The following is a 14,230-nucleotide window of genomic DNA, read 5'->3' as shown; positions in this document are numbered from 1 at the left end:
ACGCCATCCACCACGCCGCCCTGACCATGCTCGCCGTCGCCCTGCTCTCCCCCGCCACCCTGCCCTGGTACTTCAGCTGGCCCCTCGTACTGGCCGCCGGACTCACCTGGACCCTGACCGGCCTGCGCGCCGCCGTGTTCTTCTCCTGCGTGCTGCTGCTGGTCACCTTCCCCAACGGCGACACCGCCCTCTACTCGTGGTTCTACCTGGCGCTCGTCGTGGCCGTCTCCGCGCTCGCCACCGTCTCGCTGGGACGGCCGGACCCCCTGGAGCTGTCGAGCAGGTACGGGCCACGCCCGTGAGCGACCGGGAACTCGACGCCGCGGGGATCACCGATCCGGCGGTGCGCTCGGCCTACGCCCGCCGCACGGCGTTGAACGCGCGCCACGGGAAGACGTTCTACCTGGCCACGCGCCTGCTCACGCCCGAGCGACGCCCGGCGGTGCACGCCAACTGACGAACTTCCTCCGGGACGTCGGCGAGGACCTCGACCGGGGACGGCTCTACCTGCCGCTGGACGTGCTGGACGCCTACGGCGTCGACCGGGCCCTGCTCGCCCGGCGCAGACGGACCGGTCGGTCCGAACCGGGGGTGCGGCGCGCGCTCGCGCACCTCGCCTCCCACACCTACGCCGTCCACCGCGAGGCGGAGGAGGGCGTGGCGGAGCCGCGGCCGGTCTCCCGGCCGTGCGTCGAGACGGCGCTGACCCTCTACCGGAACGTCCTGGACGGCATCGCGGCAGCCGACTACCGGGTGTTCTCCCGACGGGTGGTCGTGCCGGGAACGCGGAGGACGGCCGCGGCGCTACCGGGTCTGGCCCGCGCCGCGGTGGCGCGGGCCGTCCAGCCGGGAACGGATCAGAAGGCCAGGGCCTGGGCCCTGCGCTTCACCTCACGGCCACGGTCGCCGCGCAGCGCCTCGATGGGCGTGCCGGGCAGCGTCTCGTCCTCGGTGAAGAGCCAGCGCAGGATCTCGTCGGTCGAGTAGCCGGAGTCGCGCAGCACGGTGACCGTGCCGAACAACCCCTTCACGACGCCTGCCGCCGCGATGAAGTCGGCGGGGACCACGAGCACGCCGTCGCGACGCTCGGCGAGCAGCTGCCCGTCGCGGAGCAGCTGGTGGACACGGGTGATGGGTAGGCCAAGGCGGTCGGCGACCGTCGGGAGGTCGAGGACCTCCAGGTCGGGGGCCAGGACATCCGCAGCGGCGGGAATCGCACTCACGGGGGTCACGATGCCATAACCTCTCTTTGAACGCCCTGCGCCAACCGGGTCATCCTCGTTCTCCGTACGATCGGTAGTTGTGGAGAGGTCTGGTACGAACGTGATAGGCGGATTGCTGGAACACCGCTACCGGGTGGACCGCGTGCTCGCCCGCGGCGGCATGTCGACCGTCTACCGCGGCGTGGACACGCGCCTGGACCGCGCCGTGGCCATCAAGGTCATGGACCCACAGTTCTCCGGGGACCGCGCCTTCGTCGCCCGCTTCGAGCAGGAGGCCCGCACGGCGGCCCGGCTGCGGCACCCCGGCGTCGTCGCCGTGCACGACCAGGGAGTCGATCGAGGCGGACCCGACGGTGAGCACGTATTCCTCATCATGGAACTCATCGAGGGCGGCACCCTGCGCGACCTCATCACCGAGCGCGGCACCCTGAGCACCCCGCTCGCGCTGAGCGTGCTGGAGCCCGTGCTGTCGGCGCTGGCCGCCGCGCACCAGGCCGGACTGGTCCACCGGGACGTGAAACCGGAGAACGTGCTCATCGGCCACGACGGAACGGTCAAGGTCGCGGACTTCGGGCTGGTCAGGGCGGTCGCCGAGGCGGGCACCACCAGCGACAGCACGATCCTCGGCACGGTCGCCTACCTCTCGCCCGAGCAGGTGGCCACCGGCGCTTCGGACTCCCGCAGCGACGTGTACGCGGCCGGGATCGTGCTCTACGAGATGCTGACCGGGGTGACGCCGTACCTCGGGGACACGGCGATCTCGGTCGCCTACCGGCACGTCAACGAGGACGTCCCCGCCCCCAGCACGCTCGTCCCCGGCATCCCGGCGGAACTCGACCGGCTGGTCGTGCGCGCCACCCGCCGCGACCCCGCTCTGCGCCCCGCCGACGCGGCGGCGTTCCTGGCCGAGGTCGAGCAGGTGCGGCTCGTGCTCGGCGTGTCGACGACGCCCGTCCCGGCGCCCGCTCCGGGGCAGCACGACGCGACCGTGCGGGTCCGCCCGGTGCAGACGCCGGAGCAGGGTTCGCAGCACGCCGAGCTGACGATGCCCGTGCTGGCCGCTGCCGCCGCTTCTGCGGCCACCGTCATCACCCGGGCACCGCGGTTGCCCGGTGGGCCCGCGGGTGGGCCTCAGGGCGGCTCTCAGGGGCCGCAGGGGACCATGGCGCTCAACCGGACCTCCTTCCAGCAGGCCCCGCCGCCCCCTCCCGCCGCCCCGCCGAAGCCCGCGGCGCGCAAGAGGCCGCCGAAGAAGACGGCCGCCGAGCTGTACGAGGAGGAGCGCAAGCGCACCAAGCGCCGCTTCGCCCTCTGGGTCAGCCTCGTCGTCGTCCTGGCGATCCTCGTGGGCGTCACCGCCTGGTGGATGGGCAGCGGCCGGTTCACCTCCGTGCCCGGCGTGATCGGCAACGAGGAGGAGAGCGCCGTCGTGCTCCTCCAGGGCGCGTCGCTGAAGTCCACGATCTCGCTGGAGGCCAGCGACACGGTGCCCAGGGGCAAGGTGCTCCGGACCGAGCCGCCCGAGGGCACCGAGAAGCTGCGCGGCGACGCCGTGAAGGTGTTCGTGTCGCTCGGCAAGCCCGTGGTGCCGACCGTGCAGACGGGCGCCGACCCGGCCGCGGTGCAGAAGGACATCGAGCAGGGCGGCCTGAAGTCCGCGCTGAACCCCGAGGACGACGCGTTCAGCGACTCCGTGGCCAAGGGCAAGGTCCTGACGCTGAAGCCCGCTCCGGGGACCGAGGTCAAGGTCGGCTCCACGGTGATCATCGTGCTGAGCAAGGGCTCCCAGCCCAAGCCCGTGCCGAACGTGGCGGGCAAGACCAAGGACGAGGCCTTCGCCGAACTCACCTCGCAGGGTTTCGAACCCGTCGAGGGGCCACCGGAGAAGAACGGCAACGTCGAGGGCGGTCGCGTCGTGCGCACCGATCCCCCGGCCAACACCACCGTTCCCGCGGGCGGCAACAAGCGGGTGACCGTGGTGCTGTCGTCGGCGCCCGAGCAGGTGACCGTGCCGCAGGTCGAGGGCAAGCGGCTGAAGGACGCGAAGAAGCAGCTCGAAGACCTCGGGCTGAAGGTGGACCTCCAGTTCAGCCGGAACGGGAACGCGACCGTGCTGAACCAGTCGGTGCCGTCCGGGACGAAGGTCGAGAAGGGTTCTCGGATTACGCTCACCGCGCTGTGACGGTTGTTCGGGGGAATTGACCAATGGTCAATTCCCCCGAACAATTCGCACAATGGGGTTGGAATCGCTATTTCTTGCCGAACGACTGCTAGCGTGCAATCGTGGACGTTGTGGAAATCACGCGGGTGACCGCGGCCGAACTGCTGGGCGATCCAGCGGAAGTGCTGGACCGGGTCGCCGCGGGTGAGACGGTCGAAGTGGTGGACTCCGGGGTGACGATCGCCGTCATCACCCCTCAAAGCATGACCGACGTAATGACACAAGGCCTGATCAAGGCCGGGATCCTGCATTCGGACTGGCGGGAAGAGCAAGCGGAGCTGAGGCGGTGGATCCTCGCGAATCCACCGCTGCCCGCCCACCCGCACCGGAGGTCACTGTCCGAGGTCCTGATCGAAATGCGCGAGGAAGAAACCCGATGATCTACCTGGATTCCTGCGCGCTGGTGAAGCTCGTCCGAACCGAGGAATGCAGCGAGGCGCTGCGAACCCACGTGCTGCGAAGCACGGCGGTGCTGCTCAGCAGCGAATTGGCACATGTCGAAGTCGGCCGGGCGCTCACCCGCAACGGCGAGGGCCAACCGGCCCGCGATCACGCCGCGGTCCTCCTGGAGAGGATTGCCCGACTGCCCCTCAAGGGGAGCATCCGCCACGCCGCGGCGCTGCCGGGTGAGCACCTGCGCACCCTGGACGCCCTGCACCTCGCCACGGCGGCGATGCTCGGCTCGACGCTGACGCAGTTCATCACCTACGACAAGCGCCTCGCCCAAGCCGCTTTCATCGAGGGCCTGCCCGTCGTGACACCCGGAACGATCGTCTAACACGAGGAAGCGGCCCCGACACCAGTGGTGTCGGGGCCGCTTCGCGTTGTCCTGGGAACTACGAGCGGAGCATCTCCGCGACCAGGAACGCCAGTTCCAGCGACTGCTGGGTGTTCAGGCGCGGGTCGCAGGCGGTTTCGTAGCGGCCTGCCAGGTCGGCGTCGGAGATCTCCTGGGCGCCGCCCAGGCACTCCGTGACGTCCTCACCGGTCAGTTCGATGTGGATGCCGCCGGGGTGGGTGCCGAGGCCGCGGTGGACCTCGAAGAAGCCCTGGACCTCGTCGACGATCCGGTCGAAGTGCCTCGTCTTGTAGCCCGTGGACGACTCGTGCGTGTTGCCGTGCATCGGGTCGCACTGCCAGATGACCTGGTGGCCGGAGGCGGTGACCTTCTCGACGATGGCGGGCAGCAGGTCGCGGACCTTGTTGTTGCCCATGCGCGAGATGAGGGTGAGCCTGCCCGCTTCGCGGCGCGGGTCGAGGCGCTCGACGTACTCGACGGCCATCTCCGGGGTGGTGGAGGGGCCGATCTTGAGGCCGATGGGGTTGGACAGCATCTCCGCGAACGCGATGTGGGCGCCGTCCAGCTGCCTGGTGCGGTCGCCGATCCACAGGAAGTGCGACGACAGGTCGTACAGCCTGGGCTCGTCGTTCGTCGTGTCGAGCCGCAGCAGGGCGCGCTCGTAGTCGAGCAGCAGCGCCTCGTGCGAGGCGAAGATCTCGGTGGTGTGCAGCGACATGTCGTTCACGCCGCACGCCGACATGAAGCGGAGGCCGCGGTCGATCTCGGCGGCCAGGGCCTCGTAGCGCTCACCCGCGGGGCTGGTGCGGACGAAGTCCTTGTTCCAGTCGTGCAGGCGGTGCAGGTCGGCCATGCCCGCGCTGGTCATCGCGCGCAGCAGGTTCATCGCGGCGCTGGCGTTCGCGTACGCCCTGACCAGGCGCGACGGGTCCGGCACGCGGGCTTCCGGGGTCGCCACGAGCGAGTTGACGATGTCGCCGCGGTAGGACGGGAGGCCGAGCGCGTCGATGCCGGACGAGCGCGGCTTGGCGTACTGGCCCGCGATGCGGCCGACCTTCACCACGGGCACGCTGGCGCCGTAGGTGAGGACGACGGCCATCTGGAGCAGCGTCCGGATGTTGCCGCGGATGTGCGGCTCGGTGTTGTCGGCGAAGGTTTCCGCGCAGTCGCCCCCCTGGAGGAGGAAGGCTTCGCCGCGAGCGACCTCGGCCAGGTTGCCGCGCAGCCGGTCGATCTCGGCGGGCACGGTGATCGGTGGAACGCTCTCGAGCACTGTGCGCACCTTCCGCACCTGCTCCGGATCCGGCCACTCCGGCTGCTGGGCAGCCGGGCGAGCCAGAGCGGCGTCCAGCTGAGAACGCATCTCAGGCGGCAGCGGCGGTAGCTCGGGAAGCGTGTCCACGGGCACGTCCACGGTCCAGTTCACAGTGAACAGGGTATGTGTTCCACACTGAGAGACGCGCTGGGGGTTTCCGCAGTGACTCCGCGGTGACGAAGCCGACGGAAGGCCTGTGCACGAGACGCCGGATCGCCTGCATGATGAACACCATGAATTCCACCCGATTGGATGATTCTACGGCCGCACGGCTGCTGGAGACCGCTGTGGCCAACGTCCAACGGGACCACCCCGTGCACTGGACGATGGTGATCACCTCCGACGAGGAGCTGGTGCCGCACCGCGTCCTGCACCCGGTGTTCGCCGGGTCGTACGACTGGCACTCGTGCGTGCACCAGACGTGGCTCGCGGTGCGGCTGCTGCGGCTGCGGCCCGCGCTGGACGGGGCGGCCGACGCCGTCGCGGTGCTGGACTCCCTGCTCACGCCGGAGAAGTGCGAGGTGGAGGCCGAGTTCTTCCGCGGGCCGCGCGGCAAGCACTGGGAGCGCCCGTACGGCTGGGGCTGGCTGCTGGTGCTGGACGCGGAGCTGCGCACGTGGGGTTCGGACGACGCCCTGCGCTGGTCGGCCGCGCTGGCCCCGCTGGCGACCGTGCTGCGCGACCGGTTCCTGGCGTGGGTGAGCACGGCGCGGCTGCCCATGCGGACCGGCACGCACGGCAACACGGCGTTCGCGACGGGCCTGGTGCTGGACGCGGCGCGGGCCGTCGGCGACGACGAGCTGGCCGACGCGTGCGCCGAGGCGGCGCTGCGGTGGCACCGCGAGGACTCCGGCTACGGCGGGTTCGAGCCGGACGCGGCGGACTTCCTGTCCCCCGCGCTGGTCGAGTCGGACCTGATGCGGCGGGTGCTGGGCACCGACGAGTTCGCGGCCTGGTTCTCGGCGTTCCTGCCGAACCTGGACGAGGCGCGGTGGAAGGTGCTGCGGGAACCCGTACCCGTGGACGACCCGGCCGATCCGTACGGCTCGCACCTGTCGGGGCTCGCGCTGTCGCGGGCCTGGAACTGGAAGGCCATCGCCGAGGCGCTGCCCGAAGGCCACCGCTACCGCGAGTTGGCGGCGACGTCGGCCGAGGCGCACCGCGAGGCGGGGTGGCGCTACGTGTTCGGCCACGGCTACGCGGCCGAGCACTGGCTGGGCACCTTCGCCGCGTACCTGGACCTGGGAGCGTACTGACGCGAAGAGGGCCCCGAGGAAACCTCGGGGCCCTCTCTCAGAACAGGTCTACCCACGCGAGGCCGCGTCGGTAGGTCGTGTCGCCATTTTCTCGAGCCGGGCGGGGACGAGGTCTCTGCCCGGCTCGAGAAGATCGAGGCTCGACGTGCCGACTACAGGCGGCCGAGCCGCCGTCTGCGGAGCAGCGGCCATTTAACCGAAGAAGACCTCGGCCTCGGCCAAGCGGTGCGCGGGGACCGTCTTCAGCTCGGCGGTCGCCTCGGCCAGCTTGACGCGGACGATCTCGGTGCCGCGCAGCGCCACCATCACGCCGAAGTCGCCGTCGGCGACGGCGTCGGCCGCGTGCAGGCCGAAGCGGGTCGCGAGGACGCGGTCGTACGCGGTCGGGATGCCGCCGCGCTGGGTGTGGCCCAGCACGACCGCGCGGGACTCCTTGCCGGTGCGCTCGGCGATCTCCTCCGCGAGCCAGGTGCCGACGCCACCGAGGCGGACGTGGCCGAACGCGTCCTTCTCACCGGAGTGCAGGACCTCGGCGCCGCCCTCGGGCACAGCGCCCTCGGCCACGACGATGATCGGCGCGTACTGCTTCTCGAAGCGCTGCTCGACCCAGTTGACGACCTTCTCGACGCTGAAGGGGCGCTCGGGGACGAGGATGACGTTCGCGCCACCGGCGAGACCGGAGTGCAGCGCGATCCAGCCCGCGTGGCGGCCCATGACCTCGACGACGAGCGCGCGGTGGTGCGACTCGGCGGTGGTGCGCAGCCGGTCGATCGACTCGGTCGCGATGTGCACCGCGGTGTCGAAGCCGAAGGTGTAGTCGGTCGCGCCGAGGTCGTTGTCGATGGTCTTCGGCACGCCCACGACGCCGATGCCGTCGTCGGTGAGGCGCTTCGCGACGCCGAGGGTGTCCTCGCCGCCGATCGCGATCAGCGCGTCGACGCCCTCGTCGGAGAGCACCTTGCGGATCTTGTCGACGCCGCCGTCGACCTTGTACGGGTTCGTCCGCGACGAGCCGAGGATCGTGCCACCCCTGGTCAGGATGTCCTCGACGTCCGCGAGGCCGATGGACTTCGTCAGCCCCTCGATCGGCCCCTGCCACCCGTTGCGGAAGCCGACGATGTCCCAGCCGTGGACCTCGACACCCTTGCGAACAACGGCCCTGATGACCGCGTTCAGGCCAGGGCAGTCCCCGCCGCCAGTGAGCACACCGATGCGCATCTGCTTCGCCCAATCTCTCTCGAAGACCGTTTGGTCGAGTGCCGCTCAGGGCGCCAGTGCCCGGCGTCACTACCTCGGAGCCCGAAGCGTGTCACGGACTGGATCGGTGCAGCAACACCGCGGACACATTTCTGTGCTCAGGCGACCGGGAACCCGCGCTTCTTCCGCTCCTGTTCGATCACCTTCCAGCGTGCCAGGTTGTGCCGCGCGTCCGCGAGCGCGTCGTGCGCGTCGGCCGGGGGCTGCGGCAGCCTGGGCCTGCCGACGTCGTCCCAGCGCTGCCGGAGGTCGCGGGTGAAGCGCGGCAGGCTGCGCGGCAGCGCGGGCATGGCACCCCAGAGCTGGGCGAGGGCGACGTGGTCGTACGCCGCGAACCACGCCCACAGCTCCACCTCGTCGCGGGCCGCCTTGGGGCCGCCGAGGAAGTCCAGCAGGTCGCGCCGGAGCTTCTCCCGGCTGCGCCAGGTCGGGTCGGCGGGCGGCGGGAGCTGGTTGAGCACGTTGTTGCGCACCCAGGGACCCGCCTTGGCGGGGTCGAACTCGGTCGAGACCGCGTAGAACTCATCGCCTTCCTCGGTCACCACACCGATCGAGATCAGGTCGATGGTCTGGCCGTCCTCGATGAATTCGCAGTCGTAGAAGAAACGCACCGGGCCCACCCTAAGTGGCCGCTCAGCCCGCCTTCGTCTCGGGCACGCGATCGACCGCCCCGGTGGCGGACCGCGGCGGCACCTCGACGGTCCCGGCCTCGGCCGCCGCCTGGTCCTCCTTGGCCTTCGCCGCGTAGACGTCCACGTACTCCTGGCCGGTCAGCTCCATCAGCGCGTACATGATCTCGTCGGTGATCGACCGCAGCACGAACCGGTCGCCCGAGAGGCCCTCGTAGCGGGAGAAGTCGAGCGGCTTGCCGATCTTGATCGTGATGGGGGTCGGCTTCCACATGCGGGAGCCGATCGGGTTCGCCTTGTCGGTGCCGAACATCGCGACCGGGATCACCGGCACGCCCGCCTCCAGCGCGATCCAGGCGACGCCGACCTTGCCCTTGTACAGGCGGCCGTCCGGCGACCGCGTGCCCTCGGGGTAGATGCCGAGCAGCTTGCCCTCGCGCAGGATCCGCACACCGGTGGACAGCGCGCCCTGGGCCGCCGACGCGCTCGACCGGTCGATCGGCACCTGGCCGACACCGGACATGAACGACCTCTGCAACCAGCCCTTGACGCCCTTCCCCGTGAAGTACTCGATCTTGGCCGGGAACGTCACCCTCCGCGACAGCTTCAGCGGCAGGAAGAAGGAGTCGGACACCGCGAGGTGGTTGCTCGCCAGGATGGCGCCCCCCTCCTTCGGGATGTTCTCGGCGCCCTCGATGATCCGGGGGCGGAAGAACACCTTCAGCAGGGGTCCGAGAAAAATGTGCTTCATCAACCAGTACAGCACTGCTGGGAGCGCCTCCCTCACCGACCTTGATCCGACCTCAGCCTACGTAGCCGACGGCACAAGGCACAACGAACACGCGTCGCCAGAAGATCCGGGTGCACATCCGCCCGGCTGCCGTAGCCCGGAACGCCGGGAGCACGTGGGACGATGACAGGGAAAAGACGACGCCCGGACACGGGAGGGCTGGAGCACGCCGATGGATTCCCGACGCGACTCGACCGACGGCCCCGAGGACGTGGACGCGGCCTTCGCCGAAATCGTCGCGAGCCTGGAACGGGACGGGATGGGCGCCAACTGGCCCGACCCGCCCCCGTTCGACGAACCCGCTGACGAACCGGTCGCCGCCGGGATCCGCCCGGAGGGGCAGCCGCGGGTCGCGGTGCCCGAGCCGGAGGAGGATGACGACGACGACGCGCACTTCGTGCCGCCGGATCCGCCGCCCCTGCCCCGGTTGAGGGCGGGGACGATCGCCGCTCTGGTGGTGATCGCGGTGGGGGTGGTGCTGCTGGTGGTGCCCCAGCTGTTCGGGCTGTCCACGCAGGTGAGCGTGCCGGTGGCGTTGGTGGTGCTGTGCGGTGGGGTCGGGTGGCTGGTGATGCGGGTGAAGCCTGGGCCACCGCCGGATTCCGGGTGGGATGACGGGGCGGTTCTCTAGGTTGGCCGCTGGTCCCGGCGTGTGGTCTTGGCGCCGGGTCCCGGCGATTGGTGTAGCGCTAGTCCCAGCGTGGTGTGGACGATTCGACTCGGGGGCCCCTCGATTTGCCCCTTTGTCGGGCTTAGAAGGGCAGGCGGGAAGCCCTTGCCGACAAATTTCAAGGGGCGAATCCCCCGAGTAGAATCGGCCGCGGTTCAGGGCGGCGGGTCACCTTGCGTTGTGGTCCAGCAGGTCGTTCGCCCGCGGGTCCGTGTGGTTCTGCCGGTCCCGTTGTGCCTGCCGGTCCCGTTGCGTTGTGCTGGCTCTAGTTCTGGCGCTTGTGGCCGTTGGGGCTGGTGTGGTCTGCGAGGTCCCTGGCCAGGGTCGCTGCTCCTACCAGGCCCGCGTCGTCCCCTAGTTGAGCCGTGCGGATCCTGGCCAGTGGGCGGTGGCCTGTGCCGGTGATGGTTTCGGCGTAGCGTTCGCGGGCTTCGTCCAGGAACAGCGGCGCTGATTCCGAGACTCCTCCGCCGATGACGACCATTTCCGGGTCGTAGACGTCGGCTACCAGGGTCAGGCCGTCTCCGAGCCATTTTGCCAGGTCGGACATGGCGCGCAGGGCTAGTGGGTCACCGTCCCTCGCTGCCGCGGCCACTCTTCTGCCGGTGATGGCTCGGGAGTCCTTCAGCGCTTCCCTGACCAGGACGGTGGAGACGCCGGGGTTCTTCGCCAGCAGTTCGACCGCTGTGGTGCTGAGCGCCGTGCCGCTGCAGTAGCGCTCCCAGCAGCCGTTCTTGCCGCACGGGCAGGGCCTGCCGTCCGGGACCAGGCGCAGGTGGCCCAGTTCCGGGGCTACGCCGTGAGCTCCTCGGTAGACCTTGCCGTCGATGAGCAGCGCGCCGCCGATGCCCGTGCCCAGGGCGACCATGACCGCTACCCCCGCGCCCCTGGCCGCGCCGAAGCGGTGTTCGGCCAGTGCCGCGGCGTTGGCGTCGTGCTCCAGCACGACCGGCAGGCCGATGCGCTGGGACAGGCGTTGGGCCACCGGGGCCTGGCGCCAGGCCAGGTGGGGGGCGAAGCGGACGGTGCGGCGGTCGGTGGCCACGAAGCCCGCCACGGCCAGGCCCACCGCGGAGATGTGGTGCCTGGTCGCCAGCTCGGCGACGGCCGTGGTGATGGCGTCCTCCAGCGGGCCCTCCTGGGCAGGCGTGAGGGCGCGGGTGATGTCGATCACAGCACCGTCGGCGTTGACGACGCCCGCTCGGACGCTGGTGCCGCCGATGTCGACGCCGACGGTCAGCACCGCGAACCCTGGTCGGGCTTCCGGCGCACCACCTGGATGTGCTGGACCCGCGGTTCGTCCGAGCGGGGCTCGGGCTGGGCGGGGGTGTCGCCGGGGTCGCTCAACGCCATGCGGAGCAGGGTGAGCAGGCCGGAGACGTGCTCGGCGGCCTTCGCGGCCAGTTCCGAGCGGTCGCCCTTGATCAGGGCCGCCGCGTTGCAGACCGGGCACCAGCCGCAGGTCCGCGGGTTGTGGTCGGCGGCGCCCTCGGTGGCGATCCGCTGGAGCCACGGCTGGGCGCGTTCGGCGGCCACGTCGATCAGCAGCCGCAGTTCCTCGACCAGCTTGGCCGTCTTGTCGTCCGCCACAGGGTCACCGCATCCACAGGTTGGGGTCGGGGCGGAAGCTGACCGCCAGCCCGGTCTCGTCCATCTCGGCGCCGGTCACGACGCACCGGCGCAGCAGCGACGGCAACGCCACCAGCTTGCGCCTGCCGTCGACGGTGACGGCCAGTTCGTCGCCGACCCGCGCCAGGTCCAGTTCGGTGTCCTCGCCGAGCGGCAGCACGATGCGCAGCAGGTACTCGGCCTCGGTGCCCCGGCCACCGCCGCTGACCTCCAGCATCGGGGCGGTGGACGCCTCGACGCCGCGCAGCGGGTCGGCGCCCCGGTACAGCTCGGCGGCCACGTCGAGCAGCGCCCGCACCCCGACGGGCTCGGAGGCGCGGTGGTCGACGACCCGCACGTCGCCCATGCCGGTCAGCTCGGCGGACTGGCGCAGCTCGGACAGCACGGCGTCCTGCTCCCCGCGGCGGGTGCGCAGCCACGTCGCCGCCGCTCCCCCGTCGGAGCCGGGGTCGGGCACGAGGCGGTTGGCCACGACGCCGTCGACGCGGATGCCCTGGAGCGCGAGCGCGGTGAGCGTGCGGCGGGTCTCGGCGGCGACCACGCGCTCGGGCGTGAGGACGAGGCGGACGCTCGTCGTGGTCTGGTCGGCGAGCATGGCCCGGAGGGCGTCGAGGTGCTCGGCGAGCCTGCTGAGGGCGTCGGCGGTGGCGTCCCACTTCTCCACGGTCGCCGTGCCCGCGACGCCCGCGAGCAGGCCGCGCACGACGCGCCGGTGGGTCGGGAAGAGGCGTTCGAGGTAGCCCGCGAAGGCCTCGGGGAGGGAGAGCAGCCGCAGCGTCTCGGCGGTCGGGCCGCAGTCGACCACGACGGTCTCCCACGGACCCGCGTGGGACAGGCGGTGCACCTCGGCCAGCGCCAGCAGCTCCTCGACGCCGGGCAGGACGGTCAGCTCCTCGGCGTCCAGCTCGTCGACGCCCGCTCCCGCGAGGATGGTGCGCAGGTGGCCGCGCAGGTCGCGCCAGGCGTCGTCCACGAGGCCGCGCGGGTCGATCTGCGCGGCGTAGAGCCCGGAGTCCACTTCGGACGGCTGACCGCCGAGGGGGACGCCGAGCGCGTCACCGAGGGAGTGCGCGGGGTCGGTCGAGACGACGAGCGCCTTGCGCCCGTCGGCGGCGAGCTGGGCCGCGGTGGCGGCGGCGAGCGTCGTCTTGCCGACGCCGCCCTTGCCGGTGAAGAGCAGGACGCGGGTCATCCAGCGTTTTCCACGCGCCGCTTGAGCTCCTTCAGCGCGGTGTCCATGATCATCTTTTCGGCCTTGCGGCGGAACAGGCCGATCATCGGCACCACGAGCTGCACGGACAGCGTGTAGGTCACCTCGGTGCCGCCGCCGGTGGCCTTCAGGCGGTAGCTGCCCTGCTGGGACTTCTGCATGTTGCCCTTGACCAGGTTCCAGCCGACGCCGTCGGCGGCCCAGTCGTAGGCCAGCACGTACTCGTCCTTGATGGGGCCCTGGTCGATGTTGAACTTCACCTGCGCGGCCCGACCGTCCTCACGGGATTCGAGCACCTCGGTGCGCTTCACCCCGTTCGCCCAGTCCGGGTACGACTCGAAGTCCGCGATGACCGCCAGGATTGCCTCCGGCGGAGCGTCGATCACGATTGACTGGGTGGACTCGTCGGCCATGCGCAGGAGGTTACCCGGTAGTTCACCAAGTCAACGCGTACGGCCTGCCCAGCCGCTGGAAGTGGCCGACGTTGACGCACTCGGTCCGGCCGATCCGGACCCTGCGCGACATCGGCTGGTGGACGTGGCCGAAGACGGACCACCGCGGTCGCTCGCGGCGGATGGCGTCCAGCAGCGCCCGCGAGCCCACCTCCGCGCGCCTGGCGACCACGTCGTAGGTGAGTTCGGCCACCGACGGCGGGATGTGGGTGCAGAAGACGTCGACGTCGGTCAGCCCGTCGATCGCGGCGGCGAAGTCGTCCTCGTAGCGCAGGTACGGGATCCAGGGGGCGTCCGGGCGCAGGACGTGGCCCTTGCCCAGCAGCGCGCCACCGGCGAAGCCGAACCGCAGGCCGCCGATGTCGACCACCTGCCCGTCGACCATGTGCAGGCCCTCCCGCGCGAACTCCGGCCACAGCGCGGGCGAGTCGACGTTGCCGGGGATGGCGTAGGTGGGGGTCGTCATGGCGGCGAACATCTCGGCGTACTGGGTGCGCACGGCCTCGTCCACGACGGCGCGCGGGTCGTCCAGGCTGCCCCAGAGCGACCGGAGGAACAGGCCGGTCTCCGGGCCCGTCGGTCCGCGGCGCAGCTCGGCGAAGACGCCCACCTTCTCGGCGCCGAACACCTGGCCGAGGATGCCCCGGCCGTGGTCGTGGTAGTCGACGAAGTCGACCAGGTCGCCCAGGACGACGAGCGCGTCGGCGCCGTCCCCCGCGCGGGCCAGCGCTTCGGTGTTGCCGTGGACATCGGAGACGACGTGAACCCGCACACCCCAA

At 70.9% G+C, this 14,230-nt stretch carries 16 protein-coding genes and 2 pseudogenes; 8 read left to right on the top strand and 10 right to left on the bottom strand.

All coding sequences use genetic code 11. From position 1 onward, the window contains the following. The 3 genes and pseudogenes from AC156L_RS42100 to AC156L_RS42090 all read left to right on the top strand — a co-directional run. Positions 1-302: pseudogene (locus tag AC156L_RS42100) on the top strand (polyprenol phosphomannose-dependent alpha 1,6 mannosyltransferase MptB); the annotation flags it as partial. After that, positions 299-457, top strand: a complete 159-nt coding sequence (locus AC156L_RS42095; RefSeq protein WP_330879396.1) for a hypothetical protein — start codon at positions 299-301, stop codon at positions 455-457. The pseudogene AC156L_RS42100 and the gene AC156L_RS42095, both read left to right, overlap by 4 nt. Then, positions 454-726 (top strand): annotated as a pseudogene (locus AC156L_RS42090) (squalene/phytoene synthase family protein); the annotation flags it as partial. The gene AC156L_RS42095 and the pseudogene AC156L_RS42090, both read left to right, overlap by 4 nt. Positions 727-857: 131 nt before the next feature. On the opposite strand, the gene AC156L_RS42085 reads toward AC156L_RS42090, so the two are convergent. Further along, a complete protein-coding gene (locus tag AC156L_RS42085; protein WP_330879395.1) occupies positions 858-1,223 on the bottom strand; it encodes an Rv2175c family DNA-binding protein in 366 nt (121 codons plus the stop codon). 79 nt (positions 1,224-1,302) lie between these two features. Here AC156L_RS42085 and pknB point away from each other — a divergent pair, with 79 nt between their 5' ends. From pknB to AC156L_RS42070, 3 genes are all read left to right on the top strand, one after another. Next, on the top strand, positions 1,303-3,405 hold the full coding sequence (gene pknB / locus AC156L_RS42080; protein ID WP_414720055.1) for a Stk1 family PASTA domain-containing Ser/Thr kinase: 2,103 nt from the start codon (positions 1,303-1,305) through the stop codon (positions 3,403-3,405). Between the two features lie 101 nt (positions 3,406-3,506). Next, positions 3,507-3,824: a type II toxin-antitoxin system Phd/YefM family antitoxin gene (locus AC156L_RS42075; protein ID WP_330879393.1), complete on the top strand. Its 318-nt coding sequence runs from the start codon at positions 3,507-3,509 to the stop codon at positions 3,822-3,824. After that, entirely contained in the window at positions 3,821-4,222 is a 402-nt protein-coding gene (locus tag AC156L_RS42070; RefSeq protein WP_330879392.1) for a type II toxin-antitoxin system VapC family toxin, read from the top strand. Before AC156L_RS42075 ends, AC156L_RS42070 begins: the two co-directional genes overlap by 4 nt. A gap of 58 nt (positions 4,223-4,280) precedes the next feature. Here AC156L_RS42070 and AC156L_RS42065 read toward each other — a convergent pair whose 3' ends face one another. Beyond that, complete coding sequence (locus AC156L_RS42065; RefSeq protein WP_330879391.1) at positions 4,281-5,669, bottom strand: class II 3-deoxy-7-phosphoheptulonate synthase; 1,389 nt, start codon at positions 5,667-5,669, stop codon at positions 4,281-4,283. A 110-nt stretch (positions 5,670-5,779) separates the two neighbouring features. Here AC156L_RS42065 and AC156L_RS42060 point away from each other — a divergent pair, with 110 nt between their 5' ends. Continuing rightward, positions 5,780-6,814, top strand: coding sequence for a DUF2891 domain-containing protein (locus AC156L_RS42060; protein WP_330879400.1), 1,035 nt, complete (start codon positions 5,780-5,782; stop codon positions 6,812-6,814). 192 nt (positions 6,815-7,006) lie between these two features. On the opposite strand, the gene AC156L_RS42055 is transcribed toward AC156L_RS42060, so the two are convergent. From AC156L_RS42055 to AC156L_RS42045, 3 genes are all read right to left on the bottom strand, one after another. Beyond that, complete coding sequence (locus AC156L_RS42055) at positions 7,007-8,032, bottom strand: 6-phosphofructokinase (protein ID WP_330879390.1); 1,026 nt, start codon at positions 8,030-8,032, stop codon at positions 7,007-7,009. Positions 8,033-8,169: 137 nt separating this feature from the next. Then, complete coding sequence (locus tag AC156L_RS42050) at positions 8,170-8,682, bottom strand: polyadenylate-specific 3'-exoribonuclease AS (RefSeq protein WP_330879389.1); 513 nt, start codon at positions 8,680-8,682, stop codon at positions 8,170-8,172. Positions 8,683-8,704: 22 nt separating this feature from the next. Next, positions 8,705-9,466: a lysophospholipid acyltransferase family protein gene (locus AC156L_RS42045; RefSeq protein WP_330879399.1), complete on the bottom strand. Its 762-nt coding sequence runs from the start codon at positions 9,464-9,466 to the stop codon at positions 8,705-8,707. A gap of 196 nt (positions 9,467-9,662) precedes the next feature. Here AC156L_RS42045 and AC156L_RS42040 point away from each other — a divergent pair, with 196 nt between their 5' ends. Beyond that, on the top strand, positions 9,663-10,121 hold the full coding sequence (locus tag AC156L_RS42040) for a hypothetical protein (protein ID WP_330879388.1): 459 nt from the start codon (positions 9,663-9,665) through the stop codon (positions 10,119-10,121). Between the two features lie 304 nt (positions 10,122-10,425). On the opposite strand, the gene AC156L_RS42035 is transcribed toward AC156L_RS42040, so the two are convergent. From AC156L_RS42035 to AC156L_RS42015, 5 genes are read right to left on the bottom strand one after another with little or no spacing between them, the layout of a single operon-like run. Continuing rightward, positions 10,426-11,403 (bottom strand): ROK family glucokinase, encoded by a 978-nt coding sequence (locus AC156L_RS42035; RefSeq protein ID WP_330879387.1) that lies wholly within the window; start codon positions 11,401-11,403, stop codon positions 10,426-10,428. Next, positions 11,397-11,750 (bottom strand): hypothetical protein, encoded by a 354-nt coding sequence (locus AC156L_RS42030; RefSeq protein WP_330879386.1) that lies wholly within the window; start codon positions 11,748-11,750, stop codon positions 11,397-11,399. The genes AC156L_RS42035 and AC156L_RS42030 overlap by 7 nt, the downstream gene beginning before the upstream one ends. 4 nt (positions 11,751-11,754) lie before the next feature. Beyond that, positions 11,755-12,981, bottom strand: coding sequence for an ArsA family ATPase (locus AC156L_RS42025; protein ID WP_330879385.1), 1,227 nt, complete (start codon positions 12,979-12,981; stop codon positions 11,755-11,757). Further along, positions 12,978-13,412 carry an SRPBCC family protein gene (locus tag AC156L_RS42020; RefSeq protein WP_330879384.1) on the bottom strand — a complete coding sequence of 145 codons (435 nt, stop codon included), beginning with the start codon at positions 13,410-13,412 and terminating at the stop codon, positions 12,978-12,980. Before AC156L_RS42020 ends, AC156L_RS42025 begins: the two co-directional genes overlap by 4 nt. 22 nt (positions 13,413-13,434) lie before the next feature. Further along, entirely contained in the window at positions 13,435-14,223 is a 789-nt protein-coding gene (locus AC156L_RS42015) for a metallophosphoesterase family protein (protein ID WP_330879383.1), read from the bottom strand. Positions 14,224-14,230 lie beyond the last annotated feature (7 nt).

The organism is Umezawaea sp. (genome assembly GCF_057122925.1).
This window is presented reverse-complemented; position numbering and strand designations above follow the sequence as displayed.

Coding starts and splice junctions, on each gene's coding strand:
- AC156L_RS42070 (WP_330879392.1), top strand. CDS start 3,821: ATGATCTACCTGGATTCCTGCGCGCTGGTGAAGCTCGTCCGAACCGAG.
- AC156L_RS42060 (WP_330879400.1), top strand. CDS start 5,780: ATGATGAACACCATGAATTCCACCCGATTGGATGATTCTACGGCCGCA.
- AC156L_RS42055 (WP_330879390.1), bottom strand. CDS start 8,032: ATGCGCATCGGTGTGCTCACTGGCGGCGGGGACTGCCCTGGCCTGAAC.
- AC156L_RS42040 (WP_330879388.1), top strand. CDS start 9,663: ATGGATTCCCGACGCGACTCGACCGACGGCCCCGAGGACGTGGACGCG.
- AC156L_RS42025 (WP_330879385.1), bottom strand. CDS start 12,981: ATGACCCGCGTCCTGCTCTTCACCGGCAAGGGCGGCGTCGGCAAGACG.
- AC156L_RS42020 (WP_330879384.1), bottom strand. CDS start 13,412: ATGGCCGACGAGTCCACCCAGTCAATCGTGATCGACGCTCCGCCGGAG.